Annotated in this window: 12 protein-coding genes; 6 read left to right on the plus strand and 6 right to left on the minus strand. The window is 64.4% G+C overall.

Going from position 1 to position 12,361, the window contains the following annotated elements:
* Window positions 1-32 precede the first annotated feature (32 nt).
* From ACVIN2_RS13220 to ACVIN2_RS13240, 5 genes are all read left to right on the plus strand, one after another.
* Window positions 33-491 (plus strand): cupredoxin domain-containing protein, encoded by a 459-nt coding sequence (locus tag ACVIN2_RS13220; RefSeq protein ID WP_456765949.1) that lies wholly within the window; start codon window positions 33-35, stop codon window positions 489-491.
* A gap of 11 nt (window positions 492-502) precedes the next feature.
* Window positions 503-805, plus strand: coding sequence for a copper-binding protein (locus ACVIN2_RS13225; protein ID WP_456765950.1), 303 nt, complete (start codon window positions 503-505; stop codon window positions 803-805).
* 160 nt (window positions 806-965) lie between these two features.
* On the plus strand, window positions 966-1,718 hold the full coding sequence (locus ACVIN2_RS13230) for a hypothetical protein (protein ID WP_456765951.1): 753 nt from the start codon (window positions 966-968) through the stop codon (window positions 1,716-1,718).
* A 314-nt stretch (window positions 1,719-2,032) separates the two neighbouring features.
* Complete coding sequence (gene flhA, locus ACVIN2_RS13235) at window positions 2,033-4,174, plus strand: flagellar biosynthesis protein FlhA (protein WP_456765952.1); 2,142 nt, start codon at window positions 2,033-2,035, stop codon at window positions 4,172-4,174.
* Window positions 4,175-4,468: 294 nt separating this feature from the next.
* A complete protein-coding gene (locus ACVIN2_RS13240) occupies window positions 4,469-4,669 on the plus strand; it encodes a hypothetical protein (RefSeq protein ID WP_007600553.1) in 201 nt (66 codons plus the stop codon).
* Window positions 4,670-4,964: 295 nt separating this feature from the next.
* Here the strand turns inward: ACVIN2_RS13240 and ACVIN2_RS13245 are convergent, their stop codons facing one another.
* From ACVIN2_RS13245 to fliI, 6 genes are all read right to left on the minus strand, one after another.
* Window positions 4,965-6,185, minus strand: a complete 1,221-nt coding sequence (locus tag ACVIN2_RS13245; RefSeq protein ID WP_456765953.1) for an NAD(P)/FAD-dependent oxidoreductase — start codon at window positions 6,183-6,185, stop codon at window positions 4,965-4,967.
* A gap of 141 nt (window positions 6,186-6,326) precedes the next feature.
* The gene (locus tag ACVIN2_RS13250; RefSeq protein ID WP_456765954.1) at window positions 6,327-7,286 is read right to left on the minus strand and encodes an AraC family transcriptional regulator; all 960 of its coding nucleotides are present in this window, start codon (window positions 7,284-7,286) and stop codon (window positions 6,327-6,329) included.
* A 238-nt stretch (window positions 7,287-7,524) separates the two neighbouring features.
* Complete coding sequence (locus ACVIN2_RS13255) at window positions 7,525-8,577, minus strand: anti-sigma factor domain-containing protein (protein WP_456765955.1); 1,053 nt, start codon at window positions 8,575-8,577, stop codon at window positions 7,525-7,527.
* Between the two features lie 51 nt (window positions 8,578-8,628).
* Window positions 8,629-9,174 (minus strand): sigma-70 family RNA polymerase sigma factor, encoded by a 546-nt coding sequence (locus tag ACVIN2_RS13260; RefSeq protein WP_027568201.1) that lies wholly within the window; start codon window positions 9,172-9,174, stop codon window positions 8,629-8,631.
* Window positions 9,175-9,353: 179 nt separating this feature from the next.
* Window positions 9,354-9,773, minus strand: a complete 420-nt coding sequence (fliJ, locus tag ACVIN2_RS13265) for a flagellar export protein FliJ (protein ID WP_007600546.1) — start codon at window positions 9,771-9,773, stop codon at window positions 9,354-9,356.
* Between the two features lie 121 nt (window positions 9,774-9,894).
* Window positions 9,895-11,220 carry a flagellar protein export ATPase FliI gene (gene fliI / locus ACVIN2_RS13270; protein ID WP_456765956.1) on the minus strand — a complete coding sequence of 442 codons (1,326 nt, stop codon included), beginning with the start codon at window positions 11,218-11,220 and terminating at the stop codon, window positions 9,895-9,897.
* 415 nt (window positions 11,221-11,635) lie between these two features.
* On the opposite strand from fliI, the gene ctrA reads away from it, so the two are divergent.
* A complete protein-coding gene (gene ctrA, locus ACVIN2_RS13275) occupies window positions 11,636-12,337 on the plus strand; it encodes a response regulator transcription factor CtrA (protein ID WP_007600544.1) in 702 nt (233 codons plus the stop codon).
* The last annotated feature ends 24 nt before the right edge of the window (window positions 12,338-12,361 follow it).

The following is a 12,361-nucleotide window of genomic DNA, read 5'->3' on the forward strand; positions in this document are numbered from 1 at the left end:
TTTCGATGAACCACCACCAACTGGAGCTACCAATGAAGACGACGATCAAGCTCGGTCTCGCGCTGGCCGCGCTTTCCACCGCGCCGGCCTTTGCCCACGACCAGCACGGGCACGGCACCTTTTCGGCCGGCGAGCCCGGCGATCCCAAGAAACCAGCGCGCACCATCGAGATCCTGTTGAACGAGATGGACTACGCACCCGCCAGGATCGAGGTCAAACGCGGCGAGCAGATCCGCTTCGTGCTGCGCAATGTCGGCAAGGAGGACCATGAATTCCTGCTCGCCACCACAAAGGAGAATCTCGCGCATGCGGTGGAGATGAAGAAGCACCCGCACATGGAGCATGACGATCCCAACGGTGTCAGGCTCGCGCCGAGCAAGACAGCCGAGATCCTCTGGAAGTTCAGCAAGGCCGGCACGTTCGAATTTTCCTGCCTGATTCCCGACCACCGCGACTACGGCATGGTCGGCCACGTCACCGTGAAGCAATAAAGGGGAGTCCCATGAACCGCATCATCCGTATCGCCGCAGCGCTGTCGCTGGCCGTCGGCCTTGGCACAGGTGCCTTCGCGGCCCAGGGCGCCGCGATCACCGGCGAGGTCAAGAAGATCGACGAGGGCGCAGGCAAGATCACGCTCAAGCACGGGCCCGCCAAGAACCTCGGCATGGATGAACCCATGACCATGGTCTACCGCGTCAAGGACCCGGCCGTGCTCAAGCAGGTGAAGGTCGGCGACAAGGTGAGTTTCGAAGCCGAGGAGGCGGCTTCGGGGTACATGGTGACCCGGATGGAGAAGGCGAAGTAGGCGGTCCTCGTCCTTCCGAGGGGCGATGCGCTGCATCGCCCCTCGGAATCTCGGGGTTCGCCACCACGACTAGAATGGCGACGCCCGGAGCGATATCTCTCCCTTTTCCACAACTTTAAATAATGCCAAGATGACCCTTATTTGAGTCATGGAGCGCATCATGGAACAGGATCATATCGACAAGGCTATTGTTGAAAACTACAGGAAGCTGCGAACCCGAATGGGCGCGCTGACCGCGGCTTTCCCTGTCGTCGTCATCGTGATCGGGCTTCTTTGGGAAATTCGCCTCCAGCCTTCATTGAGCGATTACTATTTTGCCCAAACCCCTGCTCAAGGCGTAGCGGATCTCTATCCCGTCCGGCTTTGGTTCTGCGGTCTCCTCTTCGCCGTCGGCGTGTTCCTCTACCGCTACACGGGTTTCTCGAAAAATGAAGACCGCTGGCTCAGCCTGACCGGCGCATTCGTCTTGGGCGTTGCGATCTTTCCGATGGGGGTCTCCGGCAAGACGAGTCCATTCACCCTCGCATCTTTCGGCCTTCCCAACGTCACGCTGCACGGCATCAGCGCGGTGCTGGCATTCATATGTATCGGCATCATCATATTCTGGTACTCGGACTCGACGCTGTCGAAGCTCAAGAAAGACGGTGCGGCCCGCAAATGGTTCAGGAGAGCCTACTTCCTGATTGGGGCCTACATGTTGCTGGCGATGGCAGGCTCGGTCATCATGCATTTCTTGCATACGGATCGGGAGAACGATTCCTACATCCTGTATGTCGAGTGGTCCGGGCTGTGGGCCTTTGCGATCTACTGGTTCGTGAAGAACTGGGAGCTTCGCTACGTCGCGGAGTCGATCAGGAAGGGGACGACCGCTGCTTCTCCCATGGGCCATGCCGACGTCGTGGACGCGCTCTAGATCTGGCGCGTGATGTCACAGTCCGCGTAGGGCCTGAGACTCGGCAGCTATCGGCAGCCGCTCAGACGGCTTCCGCCTGGAATCTGGAATGAAGTCTTGGGGACCCGACGCCCCCATGCCCCACCCTCGTTAACCGTTTGCTAACCATACACCCGGCAATAATTGCCCAGTGGAGTCGAGTGTCGTCAGCCGCGTAGAACGGGGATTGCCCTGTGGACGCCAGTGCGGTGCCTCACCTTCGGAACGGCGGCCCTTCGGCCGCCGCGCAGACATTTGGGGCGCGCGGACGGCAGTCGCGCGGAGGGGCAGCTACCATGGTCGACGTCACCGCGGGACAGGGCGTAGGCAGCACAAACGCCAGTTTCCCCACCCTTGCCGAGATCGGCAACATCCTCAAGCGCGGCGATATCGCGCTGGCGCTCGGCGTCCTCACCATCCTGGTGGTGCTGATCCTTCCGCTGCCCGCGATCGTGCTGGACCTGTTCCTGGCGATTTCGATCACGCTCTCGATCCTGATCCTGATGACGTCGCTGTTCATCCAGGCGCCACTGGAATTCTCCGCTTTCCCGACCGTCCTGCTGATCTCGACCATGCTGCGGCTGTCGCTCAACATGGCCTCGACCCGGCTGATCCTGTCGCACGGGCACGAGGGCACGGATGCCGCCGGTCACGTCATCGAGGCCTTCGGCAGCTTCGTGATGGGCGGCAATTTCGTCATCGGCATCATCGTCTTCGCCATCCTGATCATCGTCAACTTCGTCGTCATCACCAAGGGTTCGGGCCGTATCGCCGAAGTCGCGGCGCGCTTCCACCTCGACGCCATGCCCGGCAAGCAGATGGCGATCGACGCCGACCTCTCCGCCGGCCTGATCGACGAGACCGTCGCCAAGCAACGGCGCAAGGATCTGGAGGACGAGAGCGGCTTCTTCGGCGCCATGGACGGCGCCTCTAAATTCGTCCGCGGCGACGCCATCGCCGGCCTCCTGATCGTCTTCATCAACGTCGTCGGCGGCATGATCATCGGCGTGGCGCAGCAGGGCCTGTCCTTTGCCGACGCCGGCCGCAGCTACACGCTGCTGACCGTCGGTGACGGCCTCGTCACCCAGGTGCCGGCACTGATCGTTTCGACCGCGGCCGGCCTGCTCGTCTCCAAGGCCGGCGTGTCCGGCGCCGCCGACAAGGCGCTGATGAAGCAGTTCTCCGGATATCCGCAGGCGCTGGCGATGTCCGCGGCGGTCATGCTGGTGCTGGCGGCCCTGCCGGGCATCCCGACCCTCCCCTTCCTGGCGCTCGGCTCCGGCGCCGGCGCGCTCGCCTGGCACGCCCGCAACCGCAACCGGGCAACGGCCAGGGCTGAGGAAGTTGCGAAGACTGCACCTGCACCGGGAACGCCGGGCGCAGCCGGCTCCGCTGCGGCGGAGGAGCCGATCTCCGCGGCGCTGAAGATCGACGACCTCAAGATCGAGCTCGGCTATGCCCTGCTGCCGCTGGTCAACGGCCCCGACGGCACCGACCGCCTCACCGAGCAGATCAAGGCGCTGCGCCGCTCGCTCGCGATCGAGATGGGTTTCGTGATGCCCGCCGTGCGCATCCTCGACAACGTCCAGCTCGAAGCCAACACCTACATCATCAAGATCAAGGAGGTCGACGCCGGCACCGGCAAGATCTGGCCGAGCCAGTTCATGGTCATGGATCCCGGCGGCAGCCAGGTGCAGGTGCCCGGCATCCACACCACCGAGCCGACCTTCGGCCTGCCCGCGACCTGGGTCGATGCCAGCCTCAAGGAGGAGGCCTCGCTCAAGGGCTACACCGTCGTCGACGCCGCGACCGTGCTCTCGACCCACCTCACCGAGCTGCTCAAGGCCAACATGTCGGACCTGCTCTCCTATGGCGAGGTGCAGAAGCTGCTCAAGGAGCTGCCGAAGGAGCAAGGCGAGCTGGTCAAGGACATCGTCCCGGGACAGGTCACCGTCTCCGGCATCCAGCGCGTGCTGCAGCTGCTGCTCGCCGAGCGCATCTCGATCCGCGATCTCTCGACCATCCTCGAAGGCATCGCCGACTCGCTCGCGTTCTCGCGCAATCCGGCCACCATGGTCGAGCACGTCCGCGCCCGCCTGGCGCGGCAGATCTGTGCGCAGAACACCTCTTACAGCGGCTACCTGCCGCTGATCGCGCTGTCGGCGCGGTGGGAACAAGCCTTCGCCGAATCCATTATCGGCCAGGGCGAGGAGCGCAGCCTCGCGATGCAGCCCTCGAAGCTGTCGGAGTTCATGACCGGCGTGCGCGAGGCCTTCGAGCGCGCCGCCCGCGAAGGCGAGGCGCCGGTGCTGGTCACCTCTGCGGCAATTCGTCCCTTCGTGCGTTCCCTGGTCGAGCGGTTCCGGGCCCAGACGACCGTGCTGTCGCAGGCTGAAATCCACCCCAGGGCGAGACTGAAAACGGTCGGAAGCATCTGATTTGCCTTAAGAAGCCGTGTGTTTTTTGGCCACAGGCAAATGGTTTTTCAGGTTTTGGCGCCTTGCCGATCAACGGCCGGCAAGGCGCCAGACAGGCACATTACAGCTTTGAAATAATTGCCAAATTGCACGATCCAGGGTCGCTTTCGATCGCGACTTCTCACGTCCTGTCACGCTCTTGTGATCGCCTCTTGGGAACGAATCCCCCCAATACTAGGTTGTTGGGCACCGGAAGCATGAACCTGCCCAAACACGCAGGCGACTACTTCGGGTAGATGGCGGCAGGAGCCTTCCATGAACCACTCGATTTACAGCGCAGATCGCTCGACCCACCTCAAGATCGTGGTTGTCGCGCTCGTTGCCGGCATCGCGGTGGCGGGTCTCGGGATCACCGCGCGTACGAGTTCAGACGAAGGCCTGACCCAGACCGCTCGCGTCATGAAGGCGGGCAAGCCGATCGCCATCACCAGCTCGAACGTTTCCCTCGTTCGCTAAGGAGATTTGAGTTTCAGGAATTCACGCGGCTCTTTATCAGCCCCCCAAAGTCGCCACGTGGATATGTAGACGACCCCAACCCCAAGTCGACTACAGAAAGCGCCCGCCCCCCACGGGCGCTTTCTCATGTCTGGGGTAGTTCGCCGTTGCGAGCGCGCGTCCAACTCCGTCATTGCGAGGAGCTCTTGCGACGAAGCAATCCAGGACCCCTTCGCAGAGACGTTCTGGATTGCTTCGCTACGCTCGCAATGACGAAGCAAAACGTACCGCCGTCATCCCCCAACGGGCACCGATACTACCGCGCCCCATACGTCGGCGGCGGCGCCTGCACAGTCGGCGCGGCTGCCGCGAACAGCTCGTCCTTGCGCCCCGAGAGCGGCGGATAGATGCGCTTGCGGTTGATGGTCTGCTTGGTTGCCTTCGCGGCCGCGCCGGTGGCGCGGACTTCGCGGTCCCACCCTTCCGTATAGAGCGCGCCCCACTCACCGAGATCGAGCACCGTCACGTACCAGCCGATCCGTAGCGGCAGCATCGGCAAGCCCACGAGATCGGCGACCACATTGTGGCCCGCGAAGCGGCCCATGGGCCGCGCGAACTGGCAGGACATCACGGTCGGATGCAAGCCGTCGACCACGCTCGAGGCGACGTCGCCGGCCGCGAACACGCCGCCGACATCCGCGACCCGCATCATGGGATCGACCAGAAGCCGCCCAAGGCGATCGCGTGCGTCCGGAAAGCTCGCCGCCAGGGGGCTCGCGCGCATCCCGGCACACCAGATCACCGTCCGTGTCGGAATGAACTCGCCCGAGTTCAGGCGCAGGCCGGCGGCCTCGACGGAGACGACGCGAACGCCAAGCCGTGTCTCGACGTCGAGCGAGGCCAACGCCGTACCGATGACGGGACGTGCATGTGCGCCGATGGTGGCGCCCACGGCAGGATTGGGATCGACCAGGATAATGCGGCGGCTGCCGGTGATGCCGGCGCGCGCCAGCCTGTCGGGCATCTCGGCCGCGACCTCGATGCCGGTGAAGCCGGCGCCGACCACGACGATCGTCGAGCGCCCCGGCGCGGGCACGCTGCGTCCGAGCGAGGTGAGATGATCCTCGAGATGGAGCGCCGCTGCATAAGTGTCGACATCGAAAGCATGCTCGGCAAGGCCGGGAATGTCGGGACGCATCACTTCACTGCCGAGCGCCAGCACCAGCCGGTCATAAGCGAGCGTCTCGTCACCGCCACCCGCGACCAGCGAAATCTCGCGCCGTGCCGGATCGATGGCTTCGACCTCGCCGAGCCCGTGACTGACGCCGATCGGATCGAGCAGTTGCGGCAGCGGAAGCGCGACCTCGCTGAGGTCGGCCTCGTAATTGCGGACGCGGATGTTGTGATACGGATTGCGATCGATGACACGAATCTCGATGTCACGGCCGGCCGCACCGATCTCCTCGCGCTTGCGTGCGGCAGCGATGGCCGCCCACAGACCTGCAAACCCGGCGCCGAGCACGACGATACGCGCCATGTCCGTTGACTGCATTTCCCAAGAGAGCGACGACGAAGCGACGAACGATCAAGCCATCTGACCGCGCAGACAGATATAACTCATCCGGCCTGGCGGGCCAACTGCGGTGGCACCGGCGCGCCGCACGAATTCTCGGCGCGCTCAGGCCTCGCGCAGTTCCGACGGCGTCGCGGCAAAGCGCTTGCGGAAGGCGCGGTTGAAATAGGACAGATCGGAGAAGCCCGACGAATGCGCGATGTCGCTGATCTTGCGGGTCCTGGCGCGGGGATCGCTGAGCAGCTTGCGCGCCTGCAGCAGGCGCTGCTCCAGCACGAATTCGGTGAAGGTCGTTCCGGCCTGCTCGAACAGGCGCTGTGCCTGGCGCGGGCTCAGGCCCGAGCGCGTGGCAATCTCGGACAGGCAGAGATCGTTGCGGCCAAGGGCAGCCATCACATCGGCGCGCATGAGATCGAGACGGGCCGCCGCATGACCTCGCCCGCGCGCGAGACTCGCATGCTCGGCGTCGGTGCCGAGCAGGAGGCCGACGAGATCGACCATGTGCTGCGCGGTGAGGCGCTGGCCGACGGCGTCGAGATGCGGCGCGTGATGGGCGGCAAGGGAGTGGTAGCGCAAGATCGTCTCGGCGACCGCGCCGTCCGAGAGCACTTGCGACAGCTTGTCCTCGGCGCGCGGATTGATATCGAGCAGCGCGCGGCGCGGCATGCGGATGGTGGTGAAGCGATCTTCCTCGGTGTGGCCGACGGTGCCGGTGATGCCCATGTCGACGAGCACCATCTGCGCCGGCGCAAGCTCCACGGCATGGCCGTTCTGCCCGACGCGGACGAGACCCGCATGCGCCGCGATCAGGACGAGATCGTCGCTGCCGTCGGCAAGGTGGCTTTGCGTTCGTGAATATTGCGCGGAGGCGCCTTCGGGAATGGCGAGCGCGATATTATCGACCACGCTGACCTGGAGCCGGCAATCGATGCTGTCGCCCCGGCTCGGCCCGATATCCAGGCCGCAGGTCCCGAACGTCCGCTCGCGCCAATGTTCGAAGGCCGGGCCGTGTGGCAGCCCCGCATATTGGTGAATGAAGATGCCCGACGTTTTCGCTGCATCCATCTGATTTCTCGCCCCTCTCCGGCACCATGATTGGGGGGCGCCGACTGCAAATTCCGGGCATTTGACGCCGCGAAACGCGCAGAGGTTCAAATCGGGGGCGGATTTGGCGGGATTTGTCGGAAGACGACGGTGGGACGGACCGTGGCGACAGCTTTCTGCGCTGGTAGCCCGCATGGAGCAAAGCGGAATGCGGGACGGCGGTCCCGGATTGCGCTGCGCTCCATCCGGGCTACGACGCTTACTTCTTGGCGGGCGCCTGCGGCTGCGCGGGCGGCACTGTTTCGATCAGCTTGCCGGAAAATGCCGGCGCCGAGGTCGGCTGGCCGTTCGGCGAGCCGCCCGCCTGCTCGAGCGTGACGGCGTAGGTCGCGCCGTTGACGACGTCGGCATCGTACGAACCGAGCACCGGTCGTGCGGTGAAATCGCCGGCGCCGATCACGCCGAGCGAACGCGGACGCGGCAGCTTGTCGGAGATCAGCCAGAGCTCGAAACTCTTGCCGGGCTCCGGCGTCGCGCCCACTTTACGCACCGTAAAGTTCTTGGTCGCACCGTCGATGGTGAGGATGAAGGCGGGACCGCCGCCCTGGCCCTGCAACAGCGCGACATATTGCGACGACACCGGGAGCGGCGCCGGTGTCTTCACCTCGACCGTCTGGATGCGCGCTGGCGGCCGCAAGCCGCCCGGCAGCGCGTCGGGCAGGAAGATCTGAAGCGACAGCGTCACGAGCAGCGCGGCCGCGAGCGCGCCGACGGCGGATGCGATGGTGCGCCAGCGCTTCACCCGGCCCTCGAGCCGGATCAAATTGCTGTTGTCGGCAACCGGCGGCGGTGGCGCGCGCACGACCTCCGGGTCCGGCGCGTGGACCTGCGGCATGAAGATCGGCACGATTTCGGGTATCGCATCGGACGCAGGACGCGCCGGGTCAGGCTGCTCCGCCTCGGGAGGCGGCGGCGGTTGCTGCATAGTCTCCGACGGCACCTGCGGAGGCATGGTGTCGGGCGAGGAAAACTCCGGCACAGGTGGCGGCGCGACATCCGGCAGTGCTGGCGGATCCTGCGCAAAGCCCGTCCGCGCGAGCTCGGACCTGATGTTCTCCCACACGATCGGACGCGGCTCGATCGAGCCGACCATCTGGTTGAGGACGCCGAGCCGGAATGCCCACGCCTGCACGACATCGGCGAACGCCTTGTCCACCGCCATCATGGTCTCGACCTGCGCGCGCTCGCCGGCGTCGAGCGTGCCGAGCGCATATTCCGCGGCGAGCGCGATATGGTCCTCCGTATAGGCCATCACTTGCGGTCCAGACCCACCCTCACCGTATGAGCTCTCATGGCTCGAATCTCATAGTCCGAGACATTCGCGAATATCCAACATGCTGCGCCGAAGCCACGTCTTCACCGTGTTGACGGGCGCCGCGAATTTCTCCGCCAATTGCTCGCGGCTCCAGCCGTTGTAATAGGCGAGAAGCACGAGCCTCTGACGGTCCGGCTCGAGCCGGCCGATACATTCCAGCAGCCGCCTCAATTCCTCGGTCATCTCCCGCCGCGCCAGCGGATCGGGGCTGTCGCTTGCGACTTCCATCGCCTGCGGCTCTTCCTCGATGGAGACTTCCGTCTTCTTGCGCACGATGTCGATGGCGCGGTTGCGCGCGATCGACGCCATCCAAGTGATCGGCGACGCGAGAGCGGGATTGAACTGGCCGGCGCTGTTCCAGATCTTGACGTAGGTCTCCTGAATGACCTCCTCTGCGAGATCCTGTCGGCGCAAGATACGGAGCACGACGCCATAGAGTTTCGCGCGCGTGGCGACGTAGAGGCGCTCGAACGCGGCCTGATCGCCCTGCGCCACCGCCCCAATCAGCCCGACCAGCTCTGCTGGCGTCAGCATTCAGCCCCCCAATGCGCGGCCCGTCGCGTTCCGCGCGGGCCCTGGCACTCCGCCACCATAGCGCGCGACAAAGCCGACCACCAAGGGGGCGCGGCGGCACACTGTGGACAGGACATACGAAAACCCGGACCCATGGGGTCCGGGTTCTGCAAATTCTCGCAGGTCTGGCGGCTAGCGTCTCAGGCGACGGCGCCCATGCGGGCACGCATCAGGCCGATGCTGTCGAGATCGGCCTGCTCGCGGGCGTTTTCCTCGGCGCGTTCGCGGGCCTGATCGCGCTCGTCGAGAAGCTCGACCTTCTTCAGCTCCTCGAAGGCTTCGGCCAGCGCGGCCTTGGCTTCGTCGAGCTGGCCCTTCAGCTCGTCGGCCGAGCGGGTCAGGTTCTCGCGACGCTGGATGGCAGCCTTGGCATAGGTCGGATAGGCGAAGTGCGAGGGATCGTTGATCCCGGCGCGCTCCTGCTCGGTCGAGATCTCGCGTTCAAGATCGGTCGACATCCGCTGGAAGTCGGCGATCATGGTCTCGATCTGGCTGACCCGGCGGCGCTTCTCGTCGACCTGAAACTTCTTCAGGCGGATGAGGGTATCACGTGACTTCATCGACTCGTACTCCCCAGAAGTCCCTTGGCTGCACGTGGGACAACACCGGTCTCCCCACAGGCCCGACGGGGGCCAAGACCGGCTCTGCTACTCTGTGGGATGGGATGATGACGGGACAAAGTTAGCGTTCCGTTTCCAAATTGCCGAGGATTTGCGCCAACTGGCGGTAGCCGTCCGCCAGCGATGCATTTTCATCCTTGCGCTGGCGCAGGAAGGCCTCCAGCGGCTCGTGCAGGCGGATCGCCTCGTCGACCTCGGGGCTGGAGCCGGCGCGGTAGGCGCCCAGACGGATCAATTCCTCCATGTCGGCATAGGTCGCCATCACCGCCCGCGCCTTCTGGATGGTCGGCCAGAACTCCGGGTCGGCCGATTTCGGCATGGTGCGGGAGACGGATTTGAGGATGTTGATGGCGGGGTAGCGGCCGCGCTCGGCGATCGAGCGCTGCATCACGATGTGGCCGTCAAGGATGCCGCGTACGGCATCCGCGATCGGCTCGTTATGGTCGTCGCCATCGACCAGCACCGTGAAGATCGCGGTGATGGCGCCCTCCCCCAGGCCCGGACCGGCGCGCTCCAGAAGCTTCGGCAGCTCGGTGAACACGGTCGGCGTGTAGCCCTTGGCGGTCGGCGGCTCGCCCGCGGACAGGCCGATCTCGCGCTGGGCCATGGCAAAGCGCGTCACCGAATCCATCAGGCAAAGGACGTCCTGCTCCTCGTCGCGAAAATATTCGGCGATCGCAAGCGTCAGATACGCGGCCTGGCGGCGCATCAGCGCCGGCTCGTCGGAGGTCGCGACCACGACGACGGAACGCGCGAGGCCCTCGTCGCCGAGGTCGTCCTGCAAGAATTCCTGCACCTCGCGGCCGCGTTCGCCGATCAGCCCGATGACGCTGACGGCGGCATCGACGTTGCGCGCGAGCATCGACAGCAGCACCGACTTGCCGACGCCGGAGCCTGCGAAGATGCCCATGCGCTGGCCGCGGCAGCAGGTCAGGAACGTGTTCATCGCGCGCACGCCGAGATCGAGCGGCGCGCCGACGCGCTTGCGCGAGTGCGCCGGCGGCGGCGAATTGCGGTACGGCATCGGCGCCGGGCCCTGCGGCAGCGGCCCCTTGCCGTCGATCGGCTCACCGAGCGCATTGACGACGCGGCCGAGCCAGGCCGCGCAAGGCCGCACCTGATTTGCGGCATTGGCGATGACGGCCTTGCAGCCGCGCCGCACGCCGTCGAGGCCGGCGAACGGCATCACGACGGCATTGTTGCCGGAGAAGCCGATCACCTCGCAGGGGATGGAACGGTTGCCGCCGGTCTCGATCACGAGCCGCGCGCCGACCGACATCGCATGGATCGGGCCGGCTACCTCGACCATCAGGCCGCGCACGCCGACCACACGGCCATAAATATTGATGCCGTCAATATCGCCGATCTGTTCGGCAAGAGCCTTCATTAGAGGGCCTTCATGAGGTGATCGCCTTCATAATCCCGGGCTTCGTGGCGAAAACCTTAAGTTTCGCCATATTTCTGAACGGCGCTTAACTTCGTGTTTACCCGCATCGTTAATCATTGCGTCACTGTCTTTGTGACTGAGCGTGGCTCCCCTTCAGAAGAAGGCTGAGTCGCGGGAGTCGGTTAGGCCCGTCTCTTAAAGTGGAACTTGAACGCAACCGGATAACGAAAGCTGCTTCGCACACAAGACCTTAGGGCGATTCGACGAAAATTGCATCTACAGGGCTTGCGTTCCAGAATCAGAATTTGTTAACCATCTGTTGTCAGGATCCGAATCAGTTGTTCAAAGGCGTTTTGTTGTGTGCCGCGAATGCGGCCGACCTGACGCCCAGGAGCGGCGACTATGGGGAACTGGCATGCGCGTTTTGCTGATTGAAGATGACAGCGCCGTCGCGCAGTCGATCGAGCTGATGTTGAAGTCTGAGAGCTTCAACGTCTACACGACCGATTTGGGGGAAGAAGGCGTCGATCTCGGTAAATTATACGATTACGACATTATCCTTCTCGACCTCAACCTGCCCGACATGTCCGGCTACGACGTGCTCAAGCAGCTCCGGGTCTCCAAGATCAAGACACCCATTCTGATCCTCTCCGGCCTCGCCGGCATCGAGGACAAGGTCAAGGGTCTCGGCGTCGGCGCCGACGACTACATGACCAAGCCTTTCCACAAGGACGAGCTGGTTGCCCGCATCCACGCGATCGTGCGCCGCTCCAAGGGCCATGCCCAGTCGGTGATCCAGACCGGCGACCTCGTCGTCAACCTCGACACCAAGACGGTGGAAGTCGGCGGCCAGCGCGTGCATCTGACCGGCAAGGAATACCAGATGCTGGAGCTGCTCTCGCTCCGCAAGGGCACGACCCTCACCAAGGAAATGTTCCTCAACCACCTCTATGGCGGCATGGACGAGCCCGAGCTGAAGATCATCGACGTCTTCATCTGCAAGCTCCGCAAAAAGCTCGCGAATGCCTCGGAAGGCCGCAACTTCATCGAGACGGTGTGGGGCCGCGGCTACGTGCTGCGCGAGCCGCACGAGGTCGAAGAGCGCATTCCCGCCTGATCCTGGGTTTTACCCGCGAGCCCT

This window comes from Bradyrhizobium sp. USDA 3650 (assembly GCF_054057395.1).